This window comes from Pantoea sp. EKM101V (assembly GCF_011800325.1).
In the GTDB taxonomy this organism is placed as follows: domain Bacteria; phylum Pseudomonadota; class Gammaproteobacteria; order Enterobacterales; family Enterobacteriaceae; genus Pantoea; species Pantoea anthophila.
The window spans coordinates 411,507-434,560 of the sequence record NZ_JAALFP010000002.1; the positions used below are offsets into that span (position 1 = coordinate 411,507).

Genomic DNA, 23,054 nt, shown 5'->3' on the forward strand with positions numbered 1-23,054 from the left:
TTTATTTTGGTTTACAACTCCGATGACCCTCACCGCGTTCACCTCTGAAGATGCCCGTTTTGACCGCCAGCATATCTGGCACCCCTACACCTCCATGCAGGATCCCCTGCCCTGCTACCCCGTGGTGGCCGCCCGCGGGGTTACGCTGCAACTTACCGATGGCCGTGAGCTGGTGGATGGCATGTCCTCCTGGTGGGCCGCGATCCATGGCTACAACCATCCGCGCCTGAACCAGGCGCTGACCGCGCAGGTTGCACAGATGTCCCACGTCATGTTTGGTGGCATCACCCACCCGGCAGCGGTGGCGCTCTGCCGCCAGTTGGTGGCGATGACGCCTGAGGCGCTGGAGTGCGTCTTCCTGGCGGACTCCGGTTCGGTGGCGGTGGAAGTGTCGATGAAGATGGCGCTGCAATACTGGCTGGGCCACGGTGAAACGCGCCAGACCTTCCTGACGCTGAAGCGCGGCTATCACGGCGATACCTTTGCGGCGATGTCGGTGTGCGATCCTGAGAACTCCATGCACAGCCTGTGGCGCGGCTATCTGCCGGAACATCGCTTTGCAGCGGCACCGGCCTGCGGCTTTGACGATGCGTGGCAGAGCCAGGACTTTGAGGATTTTGCCCGGCTGATTGAGACACACCATCAGCAGCTGGCGGCGGTGATTCTGGAGCCGATTGTGCAGGGTGCTGGCGGCATGCGTTTTTATCATCCGCGCTACCTGCAGCAGGTGCGGGAGGCGTGCGACCACTACGGTGTGCTGCTGATTGCCGATGAGATCGCCACCGGATTCGGCCGCACCGGCAAGCTCTTTGCCTGCGAGCACGCGGGCATCACCCCGGATATTCTCTGCGTCGGCAAGGCGCTCACCGGCGGCATGATGACCCTGGCGGCCACCCTGACCACCCGCGAGGTGGCGGACACCATCAGCCGCAGTGCGGCAGGCTGTTTCATGCATGGCCCGACCTTCATGGGCAATCCGCTGGCCTGCGCGGTCGCGTCGGAGAGCCTGAAGATGCTGGCGGAAGGAGAGTGGCAATGCCAGGTGGCAAACATCGAACAGCAGCTGCGGGCTGAACTGCTGCCGCTGCGCCACTCGCCGCAGGTGGCCGACGTGCGCGTGCTGGGCGCGATTGGCGTGGTGGAAACGCATCAGGCGGTCAACATGGCGGCGCTGCAGCAGTTCTTTGTGGAACAGGGGGTCTGGATCCGCCCGTTTGGCCGCTTAATCTACCTGATGCCGCCCTACATCATCACGCCACCGGCGTTAAGCCGGCTGACCGCTGCGATTGCCGGCGCGCTGGATCATCCGCACCATTTTGTCTCCTGAGCAGGCTGACCGCTGGCACTGGCTGCGCTTTTGGTTATGATGAAAGGCTATTCATCGACAGTTAAGGAGATGTGATGCGCGTTTTTAGTCAGGATTTTAATGACGGCGAGAAGATGCCTGAGAAGCATGTTTTCAACGGCATGGGTTATCACGGCGAGAATATCTCTCCGCATCTGGCCTGGGAAGCGGCACCGGCGGGCACCAAAAGTTTTGTGGTGACCTGCTACGATCCGGATGCCCCGACCGGGTCCGGCTGGTGGCACTGGGTCGTGGCGAACATCCCGGCCAGCACCACCTCCCTGCCACAGGGTGCCGGTTCCGGTAAAGCGGAGCTGCCTGCAGGCGCCGTGCAGACCCGAACCGATTTCGGTCAGGCGGGTTACGGTGGCGCAGCACCGCCGCAGGGCGAAACCCATCGCTACATTTTCACCGTGCATGCGCTGGATGTGGAGACGATTGAAGTGGATGAAGGTGCCAGTGGCGCGATGGTCGGCTTTAATGTGCATTTCCACGCTCTGGCGAGCGCCTCGCTGACCGCGAACTATCAGTAACAGGGGACGCTTTCCTCTTCTGACCGTGTTCCCTGCATGCTGAGCGGATTCATCGCGGTCAGAGGCACCCGGATTTGCGTTTTTCCGCCCTCTGAATGCCTCTCCTGCTCAGGAGAGGCGTTTTCAGGATAGGTTACGCCTGCAGCGAGTGGATCACGACCCACATCGGACCCTGGCCCACGGCATAACGCCCCAGCGGCTCTAACAGCCCTTTCGGTTCATTAATGGCATAGACTTCAATGTGATGCGACTTCTGCCCCGCCGCCACCAGATAGCGTCCGCTGTGGTCGATATTAAAGCCGCGCGGCTGCGTTTCGGTCGGCTGGAACCCTTCCAGCGTCAGCTCATCACCCAGTTCGCTGACGCTGAAGATCGCCAGCGTGCTGCTGGTGCGATCGCAGGCATAGAGGAAACGACCATCCGGCGTCAGGTGAATATCGGCTGCCCAGCGCGTGCCGCTGAAGTCCGGCGGCATCATGTCCAGCGTCTGCACGCTCTCGGCCTCTCCCCCGCCCTGATTTAACGCCCAGACCTCAACCGTGCTGTCGAGTTCGTTCACACAGTAAGCGTACTGGCCACCCGGATGGAACTGCATGTGACGCGGACCGGCACCCTCGACCGTCGTCACCTGCGCCTGCTCACGCGGCGTCAGCTGACCGTCTGCGCCCAGCGCAAACAGACAGATGCGATCCTGCTTCAGGGCCGGCACGTAGAGCGTCTTATTGTCATTGTCGATGTTGGCGGAGTGACAGCCCTCCAGTCCGTTAATCACCTGCAGCGGCGCCTGCGGAATCCCATCCTCACCAATCGGGCTGACGCTGACGCAGGCATCGTTATAGGAGCCACAGAAGAGGAATTTCCCCTGATGATCGGTGGAGATGTGGGTCGGACTGCCGGGCAGCGGCGCCTGGCCCGCTTCCGTCAGCGTGCCGTCTGCGGCAATACGGAATGCCAGCACGCGAAAATTGGGACGAACACCGACATAGAGAAAATCGCGCTTCGGACTCACCACCATCGGCTGAACCTGGCCGGCGACATCGGTCACCTGAAGCAACGTCAGCCCACCCTCATCATTCATCTGCCAGACGTGGATCTGCTGGCTCTCGGGACTGGCGGTGTAGACAACTTGTTTCATGCATTCTCCTTTTTTGCTGCCTGATCATGAACTGTCAATCACTGTAGCGCGTTTTATTGCCTGACGCTGGAATCATTTGTGCCCTGTTTTTTGTCTCCGGGCCGCGGTCAGGTGTAGACTTTAGCCCTCGCAAACCCGGATGAATGGAAGGATTAATGAGCTACCGTGTAATTGCCCTCGACCTCGACGGCACACTGCTGACCCCCGCCAAAACGATTCTGCCGCAGTCCATCGAGGCGCTGAACCAGGCACGCCAGGCGGGTATTCACGTCGTTATCGTGACCGGACGCCATCACTGCGCCATCCATCCTTTTTATCAGGCGTTACAGCTGGAGACACCTGCGATCTGCTGCAATGGCACCTATCTGTACGATTACCAGGCGAAAAAGGTGCTGGCGTCCGACCCGCTCGATCCGCAACTCGCCCTTGAGGTGATCGACAGGCTGAACGCGCAGCGGATTCACGGCCTGCTCTATGTGGATGATGCGATGCTCTATCAGACCGCAACCGGACACGTGACGCGCACCCTGAAGTGGGCCGAATCACTCCCTGCCCACCAGCGCCCGCTGTTTCGTCAGGTGCCTGACCTCGCTCAGGCGGCGCGCGACGCCGGTTCGATCTGGAAGTTTGCGCTGTCGCATACCCACATTCCGGAACTGCAGCAGTTCGCCAGCCAGGTGGAAACGGAGCTGAGGCTGGCCTGCGAATGGTCGTGGCACGATCAGGTGGATATCGCCCGCGGCGGCAACAGCAAAGGCAAACGACTGGCGCAGTGGGTTGAATCACAGGGCCTGAGCATGTCGGATGTGATCGCCTTCGGTGACAACTACAACGATCTCAGCATGCTGGAAACGGCCGGACTGGGGGTGGCGATGGGCAACGCCGACGAGGCGATTAAAGCGCGGGCGAAGAAGGTGATCGGCACGAACCTTGAAACCGCCATTGCCGATACCCTCCATCAGTACGTGTTGTAATCAGGGCGTCACCGAGACGCTTTTAATCTGGGCATAGAGCCATTGATCGGGCCGGATGCCCAGCTCATCCCGCGCCCACGGCGTGATGCGCGCCCAGAGTTCGCTGATGCCGATGCGCAGCTTCACCTCAACCTGATCGCCGACCTCCACCAGCTCCACCACCTGCGCGGGCAGAATGTTGCGGATGGAGCTGTGCTGGGGTGGCTGCAGCGCCAGCGAAACGTCGGCCGAGGCGATGCGAATGCGCAGCGGGGTCTTCACCGGCTGATTCACCCGGCTGACCCAGATATGCTGATCGCCCAGCGACAGCGCGGTCATCGGGTAGTCGGGATGCTGCTCCAGCACCTGCACCCGCAGCACGCTGGTCAGTTCACTCATCGGCAGCCAGGGACGCATCGCGCTGCTGCTCCAGACCCGCTCCAGCGGTCCGAAGGCTTTAACCCGCCCCGCATCCAGCACCAGCACGTTATCGGCCAGCTGCAGGATCTCCTCCAGGCTGTGCGAAACGTAGAGCATCGGAATATCGACCTGCTTCGCCAGCTTTTGCAGATAAGGCATCAGTTCGCGTTTGCGCGGCAGATCCAGTGACGCCAGTGGCTCATCCAGCAGCAGCATATCCGGTGCGGTCAGCAGCGCACGGCCAATGGCGACCCGCTGCTTCTCGCCGCCCGACAGCGACAGCGGAAAGCGTGGCAGCAGCGCCTCCAGCCCCAGCAGAGATACCAGGGTGTCGAACTGCGCTTTCATCGCGGGCGCCATGCCATATTGCAGGTTGCCGCGCACCCGGTAGTGGGGAAAGAGCCGGGCATCCTGAAAGACATAGCCAATACGCCGCTTTTCCGGCGGCAGCGATATCCCCTGCTCCGCATCGAACAGCAGCCGGTCATTCAGCGCTATCCGTCCGCGCTGGGGCTGAGTCAGGCCGCTGATCGCGTTGATCAGCGAGGTTTTACCGGCCCCGGAGACGCCGAAGATGGCCGTGATCCCGCTGGCCGGGATCTGCAGGTCGACCTCTAAGTGATGATCGCCCTGCTGCTGCATAAAATTGAGTGACAGCATCAGCTTCCCATCCGCTTACGACCGGCACGGGCCAGCCATTCCGACGTCAGCAACGACGCCAGCGCCAGTACAATGGCGATCACGCAGAGGCGCGCCGCCGCCCCTTCTGCACCCGGCGTCTCGATCAGGGTAAACATCGCCAGCGGCAGGGTGCGGGTCTCGCCCGGTATATTGGAAACAAAGGTGATGGTCGCGCCAAACTCACCCAGCGAGCGGGCAAAGGCGAGCACCGTCCCGACGATCACGCCTGGCAGGGTCAGCGGCAGCGTAATGGTGAAGAACACCCGCCAGCGTCCGGCCCCCAGCGTGCGCGCCGCCTGCTCCAGCCGGCTGTCGACCGCCTCCAGCGCCAGCCGGATGGCGCGCACCATCAGCGGAAAAGCGATCACCGCGGAGGTCAGTGCGGCCCCCCGCCAGCTGAAGGCGAAGCTGAAACCGAACCACTCATAGAGCTTTTCACCGATGATGCCGCGCCGGCCCAGGGTAATCAGCAGCAGATACCCCACCACCACCGGCGGCAGCACCAGCGGCAGATGGATCAGGCTGTCGAGCAGCGCTTTGCCGGGAAAACGGCAGCGCACCAGAATCCAGGCCATCAGGATGCCAAACGGCAGGCTGCCGAGCACGGCAATGCCAGAGACTTTGAGGCTGAGCAGTACCGCCTGCCATTCGGGATCGCTGAGTATCATTTCGTCGGTGTGAATCCGTAGTGTCTGAAGATAGCCGCCGCTTCCGGCCCTTTCAGGTAGTCATAAAACGCCTTAACGGCGGCGCGGTTGTGTTCGTTAACGATCGCCATAGGATATTCCACCGGTTTGTGGCTGCTGGCCGGGAAATGCCCCACGACCTGCACTTTTTCGCTGGCCACGGCGTCGGAGCCATACACTATGCCATAGGGCGTTTCGTTGCGCTCGACCAGCGCCAGCGCCGCCCGCACGTTGTTAGCCGGGGCTAATACCGGCGCGACCTGCGGCCAGGCTCCCAGGTTCTGCAGCGCCTCTTTGGCGTAGAGTCCCGCCGGCACATGATCCGGGTCGCCGACCGCCAGACGTTCACCGTGCAGCAGGCTTTTCCAGTTCGTCTGCTTGTCCAGCGTAACCGCTTTTGCCGCGGCGCTGCGCGGGGCGATTAGCACCAGATCGTTGCCCAGCAGCGTATAACGGCTGCTCTTCATCATGCTGTTTTTAGCGACCGCATCGTCCATCCACTGCTGATCGGCAGAGATAAAGAGATCGGCAGGAGCCCCCTGTTCAATCTGGCGCGCCAGCGTGGAAGAGGAGGCGAACGAAGCGACGACGTTCACGCCCTTCTCCTGCTGATAACGGCTGGCAATATCCTGCAGGGCATTGGTCAGTGAGGCCGCCGCAAACACGGTAATATTATCGGCGGCAACCGCCTGACCGGCCAGTGAAAAAGTGACCAGCGCCGCGACGCCCCAGCGAGTGTAATGGTATGACATGATCTTCTCCGGCTATTCGTTGTGTAGCGGATAATATAACGCATTATCACGGCATCCCGATAAATTATCGGCAGCAGAGAGAGAAGGATGAAGGGGGGCGGGATAAAAATGACCGCGCCCGCGCAGAGAGGCGGGCGGGGCAGAAATCAGTTGTGCGAACGGGCGGAGGATTTTTCGCGATGACCAAATTTTGAGATGACGTTAAACACTTCACCCAGGCCATAAATGATACCCAGCATCAGCGCCATCACCACAGGCACCATCAGGACGGCTACGGCGAGGCTTTTCAGTAATTCCAGCATCGGGAGTCTCACTCTGAGAATAAAAAAGTGATTGTAACGGGTCAGGAAAATTTTGCGCAGCCCTTTTCGTGCTTTTACTTTGGTCACGAAACGCCGCTATCATCGGCCTCCACACGCGTTAACCCTTTGCCGGAGCTGTCATGGAAGCCGAACTGTCCCTTCACATCCGTTTACAACAGAAACTGTTTGCCGATCCCCGTCGTATCGAGCTGCTGAAACGGGTCCGGGAAACCGGCTCAATCAGTCAGGGGGCAAAGCTGGCAGGCATCAGTTATAAAAGCGCCTGGGATGCGATTAACGAGATGAACCAGCTGGCGGATGAGACGCTGGTGGCGCGGGCCACCGGCGGCAAAGGTGGTGGCGGCGCGACGCTGACCCGCTACGGTGAACGCCTCATCCAGCTGTTTCAGCTGATGGAGCAGATCCAGCAGAAGGCCTTTGATGCCCTGCAGCAGGATGCCCTGCCGCTCGACAGCATGCTGGCGGCGATCGCCCGCTTCTCCCTGCAGACCAGCGCCCGAAACCAGCTGTTTGGCACCGTGATGAGCAATGACGAGCAGCGGGTGGTGCAGCATCTGCTGATTCAGCTGGCCGATGGGGTCACGCAGCTTAACGTGGCGCTGACGCAGCGCAGCGCCGATCGTCTTCAGCTGGCGGCAGGTAAAGAGGTGCTGGTGCTGATCAAAGCCCCCTGGATTCACATCAGCCGGGATGCCACCGGGGATGACAACCAGCTGGCGGCCACCGTCAGCGCCATTGAGCCGGGCGACGGGAAAAGTGAAGTCCTGCTGCAAATCGCCAGCGGCGAAACCCTGTGCGCCACCCTGACCCGCGAGCGACTGCAGCAGCTGAAGCTGCAGCCGGGCGACGCAGTGACCGCCAGCTTTAATGCGGAGAACGCCATCGTCGCCACCCTGCTCTAGCGGGGAATTTGACATCACTACCGGCAGAGGTTACAACGCAGTAACACGATGCAAAAAACGGAACAGATTATGGCTTCATTGCATATTTCGCAAGGCACGTTTCGTCTTAGCGATACCCGGTTACTGCGCCTGAATCAGGTGGAACTGCAACGCGGCGAGAGCTGGGCGTTTGTCGGCGCCAACGGCAGCGGCAAATCCTCTCTGGCGCGTGCGCTCTCCGGGGAGCTGCCGCCGCTCTCCGGTTCGGTCAGCAGCACGTTCAGACGATCGGTCAGGCTGTCGCTGGAGCAGTTGCAGTCTCTGGTCGCACAGGAGTGGGAACGCAACAACACCGATATGCTCAGCGAAGGCGAAGAGGATACCGGGCTCACGGTGGCCGATGTCATCCAGATAGAGGGGCAGCAACCCGGACGGTGCGAACAGCTTGCCCGCCAGTTTGGCATTGAACCCCTCCTCTCACGTCGCTTTAAATATCTTTCTACCGGTGAAACCCGCAAGACGCTGCTCTGCCAGGCGCTGATGAGCCAGCCTGACCTGCTGATTCTGGATGAGCCGTTTGACGGGCTGGATGTGGCGTCGCGCGCCAGCCTGACCGACACCCTGCGCAGCCTGCAGCAGCCCGATTTCACCCTGGTGCTGGTGCTCAATCGCTTTGATGATATTCCCGATTTTATCGGGCAGGTGGGCGTGCTGGCGGAGTGTAACCTGACCCACAGCGGCGCGCGCCAGACGATTCTGACGGAAGCGCTGGTGGCGCAGCTGGCGCACAGCGAACAGCTGCTGGGTATGGCGCTGCCGGAGGCGGATGTGCCGGATGCCCTGCCCGCCCTGGCCGATGATGCGCCGCGTGTCATCCTGCGCAACGGCACCGTCTCTTACCACGATCGGCCCATCATCAGCGGGCTGAACTGGCAGGTCAACCCAGGGGAACACTGGCAGATCACCGGTCCGAACGGTGCCGGTAAATCGACCCTGCTCAGTATGGTGACCGGCGATCATCCTCAGGGCTACAGCAATGACCTGACCCTGTTTGGCCGTCGCCGTGGCAGTGGTGAAACCCTCTGGGACATCCGGCAGCATATCGGCTATGTCAGCAGCAGCCTGCACCTGGATTATCGCGTCAGCACCAATGTGCGCACGGTGATCCTGTCGGGTTTCTTCGACTCTATCGGTCTCTATCAGGCGGCGTCTGACCGGCAGAAAGCGCTGGCCCAGCAGTGGCTGGCTCTGCTCGGCATGGACAACCGTCTGGCTGATGCCCCCTTCCACTCACTGTCGTGGGGACAGCAGCGGCTGGTGCTGATCGCACGCGCACTGGTTAAACACCCGACGCTGCTGATTCTGGATGAGCCTCTGCAGGGACTCGATCCGATTAACCGTCAGCTGGTGCGGCGCTTTGTCGATGTCCTGATTGGCGAAGGACGTACCCAGCTGCTGTTTGTTTCGCATCACGCCGAAGATGCGCCGGCCTGTATCACGCATCGCCTGAGTTTTGTTCCTCAGGACGATGGCTACCGCTATCAGCAGGAGACCCTGCGCTAACGTTCTCTCCTCAGCCCTGACGCCGCGACAGCGGCGTTTTACAGCCCTCCTGTGTAAGCGTTACCATTCCTTCTCACCTTTCACCCTCCTGCACCGCACGCAATGCCACCAAATAAGAATTTTCAGCTTGTGTAAACGATACCATTTATCCAGACTTGATCACGCTTTCGGGCGCGCTGATGTGCTAATTTTTACCGATGCCTCTTTGGCTTTTGACGCTTACCAGGACCTCACATGGACAAATTCAACCCGGTCGATCATCCGCATCGCCGTTACAATCCACTGATTGATCAATGGATTTTAGTCTCTCCTCACCGGGCCAAACGGCCGTGGCAGGGCGCGCAGGAAACCCCGGCGGTTAACACGCTACCGTCCCATGATCCGGACTGCTTCCTCTGTGCCGGAAATACCCGTATCACCGGCGACAAAAACCCGGACTATACCGGCACTTACGTCTTTACCAATGACTTTGCCGCGCTGATGACCGACACCCCCGACGCGCCTGAGAGTGACGATCTGCTGATGCGCTGTGAGAGCGCACGCGGCACCAGCCGGGTTATCTGCTTTTCGCCCGATCACAGTAAAACCCTGCCGGAGATGTCGCTGAGCGCGCTGGAAGAGGTGGTGCGCACCTGGCAGGAGCAGACCGCTGAGCTGGGTCAGCACTATCCCTGGGTGCAGGTGTTTGAGAACAAGGGCGCGGCGATGGGCTGCTCCAACCCGCATCCGCATGGTCAGGTCTGGGCCAACAGCTTCCTGCCGAATGAAGCGCAGCGTGAAGATGACCACCAACGCGACTACTTCGCGAAAAAGGGTTCACCGATGCTGGTCGATTACCTGGCGCGTGAACAGCAGGATGGCAGCCGCACCGTCGTGGAAACCGAACACTGGCTGGCCGTGGTGCCTTGGTGGGCCGCCTGGCCGTTTGAGACCCTGCTGCTGCCGAAAGCGCACGTCAGACGTCTGACCGATCTCAGCGCAGCACAGCGCACCGATCTGGCACTGGCGCTGAAACAGCTGACCAGCCGCTACGATAACCTGTTCCAGTGCTCCTTCCCCTACTCTATGGGCTGGCATGGCGCACCGTTTAACGGCGAAGCCAACGATCACTGGCAACTGCATGCCCACTTCTATCCGCCGCTGCTGCGTTCAGCAACGGTACGCAAATTTATGGTCGGCTATGAAATGCTGGCCGAAACCCAACGCGATTTAACGGCGGAACAGGCGGCGGAACGTCTGCGTTCTGTCAGCGACGTTCACTTCCGTGAGGCACAACAATGAGCTTAAAAACCATCACGCAGCAGCTTTTCTCAGATACCTTCGGTTACGCCGCCACCCATACCATTCAGGCACCGGGTCGCGTCAACCTGATTGGTGAGCACACCGACTATAACGACGGCTTTGTGCTGCCCTGCGCCATTGACTACCAGACGGTGATCGCCTGCGCCCGCCGTGACGATCGCCAGATTCGCGTGGTCGCGGCGGATTATGAGAATGCGCAGGACACCTTTTCGCTCAATGAAGAGATAGTCAGCGTGCAGGAGCCGATGTGGGCGAACTATGTGCGCGGCGTAGTGAAACATCTGCAACGGCGTCATGCCGATTTCGGTGGCATCGACATGGTGATCAGCGGCAACGTCCCGCAGGGTGCGGGCCTCAGCTCCTCTGCCTCGCTGGAAGTGGCGGTCGGCACCGTGGTGCAGCAGCTCTATAACCTGCCGCTGGATGGCGCGGCGATTGCGGTTAACGGTCAGGAAGCAGAAAACCAGTTCGTTGGCTGCAACTGCGGCATCATGGACCAGCTGATCTCCGCGCTGGGCCAGAAAGATCACGCCATGCTGCTCGACTGCCGCACGCTGGGCACCCGTCCGGTGTCGATGCCGGCAGATATCGCCGTGGTGATCATCAACTCCAACTTCCGCCGCACCCTGGTCGGCAGCGAATACAATACCCGTCGCGAGCAGTGTGAAGCGGGCGCGCGCTTCTTCAACAAAAAAGCGCTGCGTGATGTTGAGCTGGCGGAGTTTGAAGCGGCAGAGGCGAAGCTGGACCCGCAGGTGGCTAAGCGGGTGCGTCACGTTCTGACCGAGAATGCCCGCACGCTCGAAGCCGCCGATGCGCTGAGCCGGGGCGACCTCTCCCGTATGGGTCAGCTGATGGCCGAGTCGCACGCCTCCATGCGTGACGATTTTGAGATCACCGTGCCGCCGATCGACACGCTGGTGGAGATTGTAAAAGCGCAAATCGGTGAGCACGGGGGCGTTCGCATGACCGGCGGCGGCTTCGGCGGCTGTATCGTCGCGCTGATGCCGCTGGATCGGGTGGATCAGGTGAAAGCCGCCGTTGCGGAGCAGTATGAAGCGCAGACCGGCATCAAAGAGACCTTCTACGTCTGCAAAGCCTCTGAAGGAGCCGGTCAATGCTGAATGACGTCAACTCTCACGCGCCTGACGGTCAGCCGTGGCGCATCACGGTGCTGCGCAATGCCAACGGCATGCTGGCGACCTTTATGGACTGGGGCGCAACCTGGCTCTCCGCCCGCGTCCCGATGCAGGATGGCACGGTGCGTGAAGCGCTGCTTGGCTGCGCCACCCCCTCTGACTATCTGCATCAGGAGGCTTATCTCGGTGCCACGGTGGGCCGTTACGCTAACCGCATCGCCGGTGCAAAACTGACCACAATCAACCGTCAGCTGGTGCCGAACCAGGGCGCGCATCAGCTGCATGGCGGCCCGGAAGGGTTTGATAAACGTCGCTGGCAGATTGTCAGCCAGTCAGACAGCGACGTGCACTACCGCCTGGATTCGCCGGATGGCGATCAGGGCTATCCCGGTAACCTGATTGCCGACCTGCACTATCATCTGGACGACCAGAACTGCCTGAGCATCCGCTATGAAGCACGCTGCGACCAGCCCTGTCCGGTCAACCTGACTAACCACGCTTACTTTAACCTTGATGCGCATCATGGCGACGCCCGCCAGCATCGCTTACAACTGCACGCAGATCACTATCTGCCGGTCGACAGCGAAGGGATTCCCAATGCGCCGCTGAAAGCCGTGGCCGGCACCAGCTTTGATTTCCGGCAGGCGAAAACGGTCGCGCAGGATTTCCTGACCGAGGACGACCAGCGGGCGGTGAAGGGGTATGACCATGCGTTTCTGCTCAACAGCGCAGGCGACGACAGCCAGCCTGCCGCAGAACTCTGGTCAGAAGATGGCAGACTGCAGCTCAGCGTCACCACCTCCGCTCCGGCCCTGCAGTTCTACTCTGCCAACTATCTGGCCGGGACCCGTGCCCGCGAGCAGGAGAGCTATACTGCATTTCAGGGCATTGCGCTGGAGAGTGAATTTTTACCGGATTCCCCCAATCATGCTGAGTGGCCTCAGCCCGATTGCTGGCTGCAACCGGGAGATCGCTGGGAATCGGTGACGCGCTATCGCTTCACGCCACGCTGATCTTCTGGCTGAAAAACGCGCAGTGCGTCACACACAGGCTTACGCGCTGCCCGCTTTTCCGCTATGGTATGGCGCAATCCGCTCGCGTGTCAGGCGGGCAGCAGCAGGTTTCCAATCTCACAGAAACATCACAGTATTAAGGAGTTAAGCTATGGCTGTAACTAAGCTGGTTCTGGTGCGACACGGCGAAAGCCAGTGGAACAACGAAAACCGCTTTACCGGTTGGTATGATGTTGACCTTTCTGAGAAAGGTCGTGGCGAAGCCAAATCAGCGGGTCAGCTGCTGAAAAAAGAAGGCTTTGTTTTCGATTTCGCTTACACCTCTGTACTGAAGCGCGCGATTCACACGCTGTGGAATGTGCTGGATGAGCTGGATCAGGCCTGGCTGCCGGTCGAGAAAACCTGGCGTCTGAACGAGCGTCACTACGGTGCGCTGCAGGGCCTGGATAAAGCGGAAACTGCGGCCAAATATGGCGATGAGCAGGTTAAGCAGTGGCGTCGCGGTTTTGCCGTTACCCCACCTGAGCTGGATCGTGCTGATGAGCGCTTCCCTGGCCATGACCCGCGTTACGCGAAACTGACCCCGGAGCAGCTGCCAACCACTGAAAGCCTGGCACTGACCATCGACCGCGTGATCCCTTACTGGAACGACACCATTCTGCCGCGCATCAAAAGCGGTGAGAAAGTGATCATTGCCGCACACGGCAACTCACTGCGCGCACTGGTTAAATATCTGGATAACCTGAGCGAAGATGAGATCCTCGAACTGAACATCCCAACCGGCGTGCCGCTGGTGTATGAGTTCGATGAAAACTTCAAACCGCTGAAACGCTACTACCTGGGTGACCAGGACGAGATTGCCGCGAAAGCCGCAGCCGTTGCGAATCAGGGTAAAGCGAAGTAATTTTTCGCTGAGAGGCAAAAAGGCCAGACAGAAGTCTGGCCTTTTTTATTGGGCTGCGTCCGGCAATGCTGTGTGTCATCTTTAACTGTCAGAGTAAAAGCCTGAATGTCCGTTCGTCCCGGACGAATCACATCGTCAAAGCCGTCTGAGTATGGCAGCAATAAATCAGCCCAATCTGCAGGGAACATGGTCAGAAGAGGAAAGCGTCCCGCGCCAGGGACAAAAACGCGGGGAGCGTTTTTGTACAACGCAACGCGTTGGCCCGGTTACGGGCGCATCTCAGGGATGAGGTGCGTAATCGCGCGGGCAGAGCGTGCCATGGATGGCGGTTGTTGCGTCTTTCCGATCTGACTGTGTTCCCTCAGCAGGCTCACTCTCCACCGCGTATTCAGACAGATCCGGCCAGTCGTCACGCCAGACAGCCAGCACTCAACCGCGGCGCTGTTTAACCGCTGCCGCCAGCTGACGCAGCACCTTGTCGGTATCATCCCAGCCGATGCAGGCATCAGTGACACTCTTGCCATAGACCAGCGGCTCACCGCTCTCCAGGCTCTGATTGCCCTCTACCAGATGACTCTCGATCATCACGCCGACAATCGCCTGTTCACCGTTGATGATCTGCTGCGCGACATCGTCCGCCACGACCATCTGACGCTGGAACTGCTTGCTGCTGTTGGCATGGCTGAAATCGATCATAACCTGCTGTGGCAGACCCGCTTTTGCCAGACCCTCTTTGACCTCAGCCACATGCTTCGCACTGTAGTTCGGCTCTTTGCCGCCGCGCAGAATAATGTGACAGTCGCCATTGCCGCTGGTTTCGACAATCGCGGAGTGGCCATATTTGGTCACTGACAGGAAGCAGTGCGGCGAACCGGCAGCGTTGATGGCATCGATGGCCACCTTGATGGTGCCATCGGTGCCGTTTTTGAAACCGACCGGACAGGAGAGACCGGAGGCCAGCTCACGGTGCACCTGGGATTCGGTAGTGCGTGCGCCAATCGCGCCCCAGCTCATCAAATCCGCCACATATTGCGGGGTGATCATATCCAGAAACTCGCCCGCCGCCGGTAAACCGCTGTCATTGATCTCCAGCAGCAGTTTACGCGCCAGACGCAGACCATCATTGAGCTGGAAGCTGTTATCCATGTAGGGGTCGTTGATCAGCCCTTTCCAGCCCACGGTAGTGCGCGGCTTTTCAAAATAGACCCGCATGACCACTTCCAGTTCGCCTTTCAGCTCATCCCGCAGCGCCAGCAGACGGCCGGCATACTCTTTGGCGGCGTCAGGATCGTGGATTGAGCAGGGACCAATCACCACCAGCAGGCGGTCGTCCTTGCCCTGCAAAATCTGATGAATCGCCTGACGCGCCTGGGAAACGGTCTGTGCAGCACGATCGGTCGCCGGGAATTTTTCGAGCAGCGCAACCGGGGGTAACAGCTCTTTAATCTCTTTGATGCGTAAGTCATCGTTCTGGTAATTCATACTGATTCCATATTATTTCTGGCCCGGCGCCCGCCGGACACAACCTGCCCAATGTAGCCCGAAGCGCCAGGGGTGTAAATTCCCGCTGCGGGTTAAATGTGCGGGTCATATTTGCATTAATCAGGTTAGCGACTAGACTTTTTAATGGTAAGCACTGAGGAACGTCCCGCTTACATGATTAAATCACCCTGTTTAAGCCAACTGGCGAATTTTATTTCGTCCGGGACTTTTTTATCCCCAATTTCACCTCTGGGCTTAAAACGTCTTCATTTATTAATGGGAGTATAATGATGAAAAAGTTTGCCTTACTCTTTTTGACAGCAGCAATGACATTAGGCAGTGGCGCGGCGCTGGCGGAAGGCAGCAACAACGGCACAGCTAACCAGGCAGCCAGTGCAGGTGCGGTCGCACCCGGCGCAAAAGAGAACCTGCCACCGAATAATGTCGATAACAGCAAAATTAATAACACCGGCACCAATACTAATCCGGCCACTTCTGGCAGCACCACCAGCAGCGGAAATATGTCTGCTAACGAAATTGACCAGAACAGCCAGTGTAAAGATGGCAAATGTCCGAACATCAACAAAAAAGTTGAAACGAAAGTGGGCGGCGGTGACGTTAATACTAAAACCGACGGCACAACCCAGTAATTCTGTCTGACCCGGAGAGCATCCGTTCTCCGGGTTTTTCTCCCCTCTGCCCCACTCTTCCGCTATGCTCATCCTGTGAAATTTACAGGGAAACCGTTCATGGCCGTTTTGCTCTTGATTGACGATCATCCGCTGGTCGAAGTGGCACTTGAAGCCGCGCTCAGCCAGTCGCCCATTCCGGTTCAGCTCCTCTCTGCCAGCAGTGAACATGCCGCCCGTCCTTTTCTTCAGCAGCCGCTGGACATTATCGTGCTCGATATCGGGCTGCCGGAGAGCGACGGGCTGGAGATCCTGCGCCGCCTGAAAATCCATCGTCCCGACTGTCCGGTGCTGATCTATTCGGCCCAGCAGACCCGTCACTATATCCGGCGCGCTCAGGCGTTAGGGGCGTCCGGTTATGTGGTGAAAAGCCAGCGCATGACGCAGCTGCTCAGCGCCATTCTGGCCGTGCTCGGCGGACAGACCGCGTTTCCGGAAACCGAAGAGGAGCCTGAGCTGCCGCTGACGCACAAAGAGCGTCAGATTCTGGCGCTGCTCGCCAGCGGCCTCTCTAACCTGCAAATCGCCGCCCAGCTGCACATCAGCAACAAAACGGTCAGCACCCATAAAAAGAACATTCTGGAAAAAACCGGTGCCCGCTCTGTGGTTGAGCTGGCTGACCTCTGGAAGGCGCAGCAGTGAGATATGCGCTGCTGATTCTGCTGTGGCTGTGGGGCAGCGCGCTGGCTGAGGTGCGCCCGGTCAGCAGCCTGAATCTGCCGATGATGCTGCCGGTCACGCATGCCGAAACCATGCAGGGAAAGAGCCTGCGCGTCGGACTGCTGGAAGAGAACCACGCGCCCTGGACGATGCGGATCGGCAACGACCTGTATGGCATCAATGCCGACTATCTTGCTGCGCTGCGACAGCTGACCGGGGCGCAGTTTACCCTGCGCCTCTACAGCGACGCGCCGCAACTGATGCAGGCCCTGAACCGCGGAGAGATCGATTTTGCGCTGGGCATGTGGAACACCCCGCTGCCTCAGGGCACGCTGAGCAGTGAAAGCTGGTTCAGCAGTCCGCTGCGGGTCTATCGCAATCAGCAGAACCAGCGTGCCGTGATGTTCAACAGCCAGAATGCGCAGCTTGCGATCAGCGACAGCACCCTGGCGCAGCTGCCACCCGCCCTGGCGGCCCGTCACCACTGGCGACGCTACAGCAGCGACCTGCAGGCGCTCTATACCCTGCTCAATCAGCAGAACGACTATGTGGTGGCGGACGAGACCAGCGCCGGTTTTCTGCTGAGCCAGCTGCAGCAGGGGCAGATTTATCAGATCGCCTCACACATTGAGGCGGGACAGCTTAACCTGCGTGCGCTCTCCCGCGATCCCGCGCTGATTGAGTGGATAAATCAGAGCCTGCGTCAGTTACCGGCGGAACTGATGAACAGCCTGCAGGCGCGCTGGAGCAGCACGCTGCCGCGCTATCAGGATACGCAGACCCTGATGCTCAGCCCCGCTGAGCGCGCGTGGATCGCCGACCACCCTCGCATTGTGTACACCGCCGAGCCCGACAACTATCCCTGGAGCTATCGCGACGCCAGCGGTACCGCCAGAGGCTATGGCGTGGATTTACTGAAAGCGGTCGCCCAGAGCACGGGCCTGCAGTTTGAACCCGTGTGGGTCAGCAATCCCCATCAGGCCAGTGCGCTGATTCAGCAGCAGCAGGCGATGCTGCAACTGATGCAGCCCCTTAATGGCGATGCGATGCAGAGCACCTCACTGCCGGTGTGGCGGGCGCTGTGGGGGATCTACAGCATTCACTCTGCCCCGCTGTCGCACTGGCAGGATCTGCGCGGCAGGCGGATCGGCGTATTGCAGGATGACCTGGCGCTGCGCCTGCTGCCGGAGGATCTGCATCCCGTGCCGTTTGCCGACCGGAACAGCCTCTATGATGCGCTGGCAAAGGGGCAGATTGATGCGCTGATCGATAATGTGCTCTCCGCCCGCTGGCGCATCGCCAGCCGTGATGACGCGCGTATCCACCTCGCCTTTGCCGCCAGCGACATCGCCTGGCCGATCGCGCTGGGTGTCACGCCCGATCAGCCCCTGCTGCGCAGCCTGCTGGATCGGGCGCTGCAGCAGATCCCGGCGGATACCCAGGGCAAAATGCGCGACAGCTGGGCAACACCGCCGCAGCCCGGCAGCGTGATGGTGATGCGAACGCTGCCGATGATGGTGCTGGCGGTAGCCGGGGCCGCCATTGTACTGCTGCTTCTGCTGCTGGCGCGCCGTTACTGGCAGCAGCGCCGCGAGCGTCAGCAGCGCGAACAGGCGGAGCGGGCCAACGCCATGAAGAGCCAGTTTCTGGCTACCGTCAGCCATGAGCTGCGTACGCCGATGCAGGCGATCCTCGGCCTGCTGGAGCTGGAGAAGCAGCAGCACAACAGCCAGAACCTGACCCTGCTGCACAGTAGCGCACACTCCCTGCTGACCCTGCTGAATGACCTGCAGGATCACGCACGTATCGAGAGCAACAGTTTTACCCTGGCGCCCCGCCCGCTGGCGCTGGCGAAGTGGCTCGAACAGCAGCAGCATTTTTATCATCCGTTAATGCGGGCGGACGGCCCGCGTCTGATCGTCGCGGCACAGACGCCGCTGCCTGACACGGTGATGATCGATGCCGATCGCCTGCAGCAGGTGGTCAATAACCTGATGACCAATGCGCTGAAATTTACCCGTCACGGCACCATCCGCCTCACCCTGGCGGCAGAGCAGCAGCAGCTGGTGCTGACGGTCACTGACAGCGGCAGCGGTATTCCACCTGAGGAGCAGCCGAAGCTGTTTGATCCCTGGTATCAGGCGCCGTCGGGCAAAACCGTGTCGGTACAGGGCAGCGGTCTGGGCCTGTTTATCTGCCGCGAGATGGTGCTGCGGATGGGGGGCGATATCCGGCTCACCTCGCAGCCCGGCCAGGGAACGCAGGTCACGGTGACCCTGCCTCTGCAGATCGCGGAGCCGGTCAGCAGCACCGATGAGTCTGGCCTGCCCGGCTTTCCCCATCTGCGGGTGGCGATTGTCGATGACCATCCGGCCAATCTGCTGGTGATGCAGCAGCAGCTGGCGCGCTTTGCCATTCAGGCTGAGATCTTCGAAGAGGGACGTGCGCTGCTCAGGGCCGATGCGCAGCAGCCTTTTGACCTGCTGTTTATCGACCAGATGATGCCGCGTCCTGACGGCACGCTGCTGCTGCGACTGCTGCGACGCCGTGATCGGCAGCGGGGACGGCGGGCGATGCGGGTGCTCTGCTCCGCAGACGCCCAGCTGCTGTCACGACCGGCTGAGGCGCAGGAGCGGGTTCTGATTAAACCGGTGCAGCTGGCCGATCTCCGCGCACTGCTGGCGGAGTGGCAGCCCGACCCGCTGGCACCGCTGGATGAGAATCTGTGGCAGCTGGCACAGCAGAATGACAAATTTCTCAGCCGGCTGAGCCAGACACTGCACAGCACGGTGACCCAGGATCTGGCCGTGATGCGTGAGGCGCGCACGCGCGCGGACTGGAACCAGTTTGCCGACGCGGCACACCGGATGAAAGGCAGCTGGTTGCTGGTGGGGCTGGAGCAGGGTGCACAGCTGAGTCAGCAACTCGCAGAGCAGGCAAAACAGCATCAGGACACGTCTGAGACGTGGCAATTACTGATATTATTAGCAAACAGGTTACTGAAAAAACTGGAATCTTATGGCACATACCCACACTCATAGCGGGCAGGATAGTAATCGCACGCGTCTGGCGGCCGCCTTTGGCGTGACCGTCCTCTTCATGGTTGCCGAGGTGATTGGCGGCTGGCTTTCAGGTTCACTGGCGCTGCTGGCAGATGCCGGACATATGCTCACCGATGCCGCTGCCCTGCTGATGGCGCTGCTGGCGGTCCACTTCTCGCGCCGTAAACCCAATGCGCGTCATACCTTTGGCCTGCTGCGCCTGACCACCGTAGCAGCCTTTGTCAATGCCATCGCCCTGCTGGGTATTACCGCGCTGATCGTCTGGGAGGCAGTGCGTCGCTTCAGCGATCCGCAGCCGGTGACCGGCGGCCTGATGCTGGGCATCGCGATTGGCGGCCTGCTGGCCAACCTGCTCTCATTCTGGCTGCTGCACCACGGCAGCGAAGAGAAGAACCTCAACGTGCGGGCAGCGGCACTGCACGTCATGGGTGACCTGCTCGGTTCGGTGGGGGCGATTGTGGCAGCAGCCATCATTATGCTGACCGGCTGGACGCCGATCGATCCGATTCTGTCGCTGCTGGTGTCACTGCTGGTGCTGCGCAGTGCCTGGGCGCTGCTGCGTGAGAGCCTGCAGGAATTACTTGAAGGGGCACCCCACTCCCTGGATGTGAACCGGCTGATGCGGGACCTCACCCTGAACATCGCTGAAGTGCGCAATGTTCACCATGTGCATCTGTGGCAGGTGGGTGAAAAGCCGCTGCTGACGCTGCATGTGCAGGTGATCCCGCCCTATGACCACGATGCGCTGCTGCACCGCATTCATGACTATCTGCGCCAGCACTATCAGATTGACCATGCGACCGTGCAGATGGAGTATCAGCCCTGTGCCGGTGCTGAGTGTGAGCTGAGCTTCAGCAGTGCGGCTGAGGCTGGCCACGGTCACAGCCATTCCCATTCCCACGACCATACTCACGCCAGGGACGACGAGCACGCTCACTAAACGACAGCGCGCGGTAACCCGGTTACCGCGCGCTGTGACCGCCCCTTACTGGCCTGTCTGCTGCGCCGACAGTGCGCGTGACCCCTGCTCCCGGGCACTGCGGATCCACATGCGTGAGCCATTAAGCGCAATCAGGGTCAGAATCACATACTCCAGCGACATCGCATAAACCCCCTGACGGGCAAAAATCATGACGCTGATGACGTTAATGATCACCCACAGCAGCCAGTTCTCAACATACTTGCGCGTCATCAGGATCATCGCCGCAATCGACAGCACCATCATGCAGGCGTCCCAGAACGGGAAGGCATCCGGCTGCAATGCCGGCATCGCCACTGACAGGCCAATCGCGTTCATCAGCGTCACCGCCGCGCGGGTCAGCATGGCAAACACCGGGTCAATGTAGAGCGTCATCAGCGCAATCGCGACGACGCAGCTCACCGCCCAGGCGATCGCTTTCGGCAGCGGCAGCCAGCGAATCTTCAGCGCCGCCTGATGATCGCTGGTCTGCCGGCTCCAGGCGTACCAGCCGTAAATATTGGCGGCAAAAAAGAAGAGCTGCAGCAGCAGGCTGGCGTAGAGCTGAATCTGAAAGAAGATCACCGCAAACAGCGTGACGTTAATCAGGCCGAAGGGGTAGTTGATGATTTTTTCCAGGCTGGCAAACCAGATACAGAGTAAGCCCGCCAGGGTGCCGATAGCCTCAATCCATGAGAGATCGTAGCCGCCTGCACCCAGAGGAATGTGAACCAGAATATTATGCGTGCTGAAAAAGTCCATGCAGAGCACCTGTCAGGAAAACGGCTAGGCGTTTCCCTTCACGTTGAGTTTAAGTTCCGCTGCAAAGGATAGCATGCGATTCAGGGGCAGTAACGCCGCCTCTCGCAGCGTCTCGTCCACCTGAATCTCATGTTCCGCGCCGCCCGTCTCCAGCGCGTCTGCGATAGCTTTGAGACCGTTCATCGCCATCCACGGACAGTGCGCGCAGCTGCGGCAGGTTGCGCCCTCCCCGGCTGTCGGCGCTTCCAGCAGCTCTTTATCCGGCACCGCCTGCTGCATTTTGTAGAAGATGCCGCGATCGGTCGCCACAATCATCTGCGGATGCGGCAGGGATTTGGCGGCCTGAATCAGCTGGCTGGTCGAACCCACCGCGTCGGCCAGATCCACAATCGCCTGCGGCGACTCGGGATGAACCAGCACCGCCGCGTCGGGATAGAGCGCTTTCATGCGCTGCAGCGCCTGAGTCTTGAACTCATCATGGACAATGCAGGCACCCTGCCAGCACAGCACATCGGCGCCCGATTTCTGGGTGACGTAGCGGCCGAGGTGACGATCCGGTGCCCAGATAATTTTCTCGCCCAGGCTGTCGAGGTGCTCAATCAGCTCAACCGCAATGCTGGAGGTGACGACCCAGTCAGCGCGCGCTTTTACCGCCGCCGAGGTGTTGGCGTAGACCACCACGGTGCGATCGGGATGGGCGTCGCAGAAGGCGTTAAACTCCTCAATCGGACAGCCCAGATCCAGCGAGCACTCCGCCTGAAGTGTCGGCATCAGGACGGTTTTCTCAGGACTGAGGATTTTGGCGGTCTCCCCCATAAAGCGCACGCCCGCCACCAGCAGCGTGGTCGCCGGATGGTTGCTGCCAAAACGGGCCATCTCCAGTGAGTCGGAGATACAGCCGCCGGTCTCTTCGGCCAGCGCCTGAATTTCCGGGTCGGTGTAGTAGTGCGCGACCATCACGGCATTTCGCGCCTTCAGCAGGGTTTTGATTTTCTCACGATAAAACGCCTTCTCGTCGTCATTCAGGCGGGCGGGTTTAGGGGGAAAGGGGTAAACGGTGCTTTCAGGATCGAACATCACACTCATGACACAGCTCTCGTTTTATCTAATTAACGAAAATCGCCAGAAGAGGCGAAATATGGCGTTGAATCCGCCGTAGTGTTTTATATGCTAAACACGATAGCGGAAAAGCCCGACTGTGTCGTGTGATTTTTTAATCGGCCTGCATGACCGCACCGCCAGCCCGACCCTGTGCACCTTGTTCGCCCGGCTGCGGCAGGGGTTGTGACGTTTCCAGCGCCAGCAGAAACGCTTTAACCGTCAGCCCACCGGCAAACCCGGTCAGCTTGCCGTTGGCCCCTATCACCCGGTGACACGGCGCGACAATCGAAAGCGGATTGCGACCGTTGGCCGCGCCAACCGCACGCACCGCCAGCGGATGCCCGATCTCGCGGGCAATCTGGCTGTAGCTGCGCGTTTCACCAAACGGGATCGCCACCAGTGCCTGCCAGACTTTTTTCTGAAAGTCAGTGCCGGCAAAATCGAGCGGCAGTTCAAAGCCGCGTCGCGCACCGGCAAAGTACTCGCCGAGCTGACGTGCCGTTTCGACCAGAATGGGATGGTCGTCATCGCGCGTCTGCGGTAAAAAGCGGGTGCGATGGGGATCGTCGTTCTCCCACAAAATACCCGCCAGGCCGCGCTCGCTGGCCACCAGTTTCAGTTCGCCCACCGGGGTAACAGTCAATTTGAAGTAATACATGGTGATTCTCCCGTCACGGTTTCGACACCTATTATCGCACTTTTCCTCAGCC

General features: G+C 60.0%; 22 protein-coding genes. 13 read left to right on the top strand and 9 right to left on the bottom strand.

Going from position 1 to position 23,054, the window contains the following annotated elements; translation table 11 throughout:
- Positions 1-22 precede the first annotated feature (22 nt).
- Complete coding sequence (gene bioA, locus HFD92_RS05805) at positions 23-1,327, top strand: adenosylmethionine--8-amino-7-oxononanoate transaminase (RefSeq protein ID WP_167428478.1); 1,305 nt, start codon at positions 23-25, stop codon at positions 1,325-1,327.
- Positions 1,328-1,401: 74 nt separating this feature from the next.
- The gene (locus tag HFD92_RS05810) at positions 1,402-1,878 is read left to right on the top strand and encodes a kinase inhibitor (RefSeq protein WP_009091345.1); all 477 of its coding nucleotides are present in this window, start codon (positions 1,402-1,404) and stop codon (positions 1,876-1,878) included.
- Positions 1,879-2,011: 133 nt separating this feature from the next.
- Here HFD92_RS05810 and pgl read toward each other — a convergent pair whose 3' ends face one another.
- On the bottom strand, positions 2,012-3,013 hold the full coding sequence (pgl, locus tag HFD92_RS05815) for a 6-phosphogluconolactonase (RefSeq protein ID WP_167428479.1): 1,002 nt from the start codon (positions 3,011-3,013) through the stop codon (positions 2,012-2,014).
- A gap of 155 nt (positions 3,014-3,168) precedes the next feature.
- Here pgl and HFD92_RS05820 point away from each other — a divergent pair, with 155 nt between their 5' ends.
- A complete protein-coding gene (locus HFD92_RS05820) occupies positions 3,169-3,987 on the top strand; it encodes a pyridoxal phosphatase (protein WP_167428480.1) in 819 nt (272 codons plus the stop codon).
- On the opposite strand, the gene modC is transcribed toward HFD92_RS05820, so the two are convergent.
- The 4 genes from modC to HFD92_RS05840 form a co-directional block, all read right to left on the bottom strand.
- Positions 3,988-5,046, bottom strand: a complete 1,059-nt coding sequence (gene modC / locus HFD92_RS05825; protein WP_046101443.1) for a molybdenum ABC transporter ATP-binding protein ModC — start codon at positions 5,044-5,046, stop codon at positions 3,988-3,990.
- Entirely contained in the window at positions 5,046-5,735 is a 690-nt protein-coding gene (gene modB / locus HFD92_RS05830) for a molybdate ABC transporter permease subunit (RefSeq protein ID WP_167428481.1), read from the bottom strand. The genes modC and modB overlap by 1 nt, the downstream gene beginning before the upstream one ends.
- Entirely contained in the window at positions 5,732-6,505 is a 774-nt protein-coding gene (gene modA, locus HFD92_RS05835) for a molybdate ABC transporter substrate-binding protein (protein WP_167428482.1), read from the bottom strand. The genes modB and modA overlap by 4 nt, the downstream gene beginning before the upstream one ends.
- 146 nt (positions 6,506-6,651) lie before the next feature.
- Entirely contained in the window at positions 6,652-6,807 is a 156-nt protein-coding gene (locus HFD92_RS05840) for an AcrZ family multidrug efflux pump-associated protein (protein WP_009091356.1), read from the bottom strand.
- Positions 6,808-6,947: 140 nt separating this feature from the next.
- Between HFD92_RS05840 and modE the strand changes: the two genes are divergently transcribed.
- The 6 genes from modE (at position 6,948) to gpmA (ending at position 13,630) form a co-directional block, all read left to right on the top strand.
- Positions 6,948-7,730, top strand: coding sequence for a molybdenum-dependent transcriptional regulator (gene modE / locus HFD92_RS05845; RefSeq protein WP_167428483.1), 783 nt, complete (start codon positions 6,948-6,950; stop codon positions 7,728-7,730).
- Between the two features lie 69 nt (positions 7,731-7,799).
- A complete protein-coding gene (gene modF / locus HFD92_RS05850) occupies positions 7,800-9,272 on the top strand; it encodes a molybdate ABC transporter ATP-binding protein ModF (RefSeq protein ID WP_167428484.1) in 1,473 nt (490 codons plus the stop codon).
- Between the two features lie 234 nt (positions 9,273-9,506).
- Positions 9,507-10,553: a galactose-1-phosphate uridylyltransferase gene (galT, locus tag HFD92_RS05855; RefSeq protein WP_009091362.1), complete on the top strand. Its 1,047-nt coding sequence runs from the start codon at positions 9,507-9,509 to the stop codon at positions 10,551-10,553.
- Positions 10,550-11,698 carry a galactokinase gene (galK, locus tag HFD92_RS05860; protein WP_167428485.1) on the top strand — a complete coding sequence of 383 codons (1,149 nt, stop codon included), beginning with the start codon at positions 10,550-10,552 and terminating at the stop codon, positions 11,696-11,698. The genes galT and galK overlap by 4 nt, the downstream gene beginning before the upstream one ends.
- The gene (gene galM, locus HFD92_RS05865; protein ID WP_167428486.1) at positions 11,692-12,726 is read left to right on the top strand and encodes a galactose-1-epimerase; all 1,035 of its coding nucleotides are present in this window, start codon (positions 11,692-11,694) and stop codon (positions 12,724-12,726) included. Before galK ends, galM begins: the two co-directional genes overlap by 7 nt.
- Positions 12,727-12,877: 151 nt before the next feature.
- A complete protein-coding gene (gene gpmA / locus HFD92_RS05870) occupies positions 12,878-13,630 on the top strand; it encodes a 2,3-diphosphoglycerate-dependent phosphoglycerate mutase (RefSeq protein ID WP_009091367.1) in 753 nt (250 codons plus the stop codon).
- A 429-nt stretch (positions 13,631-14,059) separates the two neighbouring features.
- Here gpmA and aroG read toward each other — a convergent pair whose 3' ends face one another.
- Positions 14,060-15,112: a 3-deoxy-7-phosphoheptulonate synthase AroG gene (gene aroG / locus HFD92_RS05875; RefSeq protein ID WP_167428487.1), complete on the bottom strand. Its 1,053-nt coding sequence runs from the start codon at positions 15,110-15,112 to the stop codon at positions 14,060-14,062.
- Positions 15,113-15,399: 287 nt separating this feature from the next.
- Between aroG and HFD92_RS05880 the strand changes: the two genes are divergently transcribed.
- The 4 genes from HFD92_RS05880 (at position 15,400) to zitB (ending at position 20,463) form a co-directional block, all read left to right on the top strand.
- On the top strand, positions 15,400-15,762 hold the full coding sequence (locus HFD92_RS05880) for a YbgS-like family protein (protein ID WP_033736370.1): 363 nt from the start codon (positions 15,400-15,402) through the stop codon (positions 15,760-15,762).
- A 99-nt stretch (positions 15,763-15,861) separates the two neighbouring features.
- The gene (locus tag HFD92_RS05885; RefSeq protein ID WP_009091372.1) at positions 15,862-16,443 is read left to right on the top strand and encodes a response regulator transcription factor; all 582 of its coding nucleotides are present in this window, start codon (positions 15,862-15,864) and stop codon (positions 16,441-16,443) included.
- Positions 16,425-19,502: an ATP-binding protein gene (locus tag HFD92_RS05890; RefSeq protein WP_167428511.1), complete on the top strand. Its 3,078-nt coding sequence runs from the start codon at positions 16,425-16,427 to the stop codon at positions 19,500-19,502. The genes HFD92_RS05885 and HFD92_RS05890 overlap by 19 nt, the downstream gene beginning before the upstream one ends.
- A complete protein-coding gene (zitB, locus tag HFD92_RS05895) occupies positions 19,480-20,463 on the top strand; it encodes a CDF family zinc transporter ZitB (RefSeq protein WP_167428488.1) in 984 nt (327 codons plus the stop codon). The genes HFD92_RS05890 and zitB overlap by 23 nt, the downstream gene beginning before the upstream one ends.
- A 45-nt stretch (positions 20,464-20,508) precedes the next feature.
- Here the strand turns inward: zitB and pnuC are convergent, their stop codons facing one another.
- The 3 genes from pnuC to HFD92_RS05910 all read right to left on the bottom strand — a co-directional run bounded on the left by pnuC (position 20,509) and on the right by HFD92_RS05910 (position 23,002).
- Positions 20,509-21,243, bottom strand: coding sequence for a nicotinamide riboside transporter PnuC (pnuC, locus tag HFD92_RS05900; RefSeq protein WP_058958453.1), 735 nt, complete (start codon positions 21,241-21,243; stop codon positions 20,509-20,511).
- 24 nt (positions 21,244-21,267) lie between these two features.
- Positions 21,268-22,329, bottom strand: a complete 1,062-nt coding sequence (nadA, locus tag HFD92_RS05905) for a quinolinate synthase NadA (RefSeq protein ID WP_167428489.1) — start codon at positions 22,327-22,329, stop codon at positions 21,268-21,270.
- Between the two features lie 127 nt (positions 22,330-22,456).
- Positions 22,457-23,002, bottom strand: a complete 546-nt coding sequence (locus HFD92_RS05910; RefSeq protein ID WP_140028230.1) for a methylated-DNA--[protein]-cysteine S-methyltransferase — start codon at positions 23,000-23,002, stop codon at positions 22,457-22,459.
- Positions 23,003-23,054: the final 52 nt, after the last annotated feature.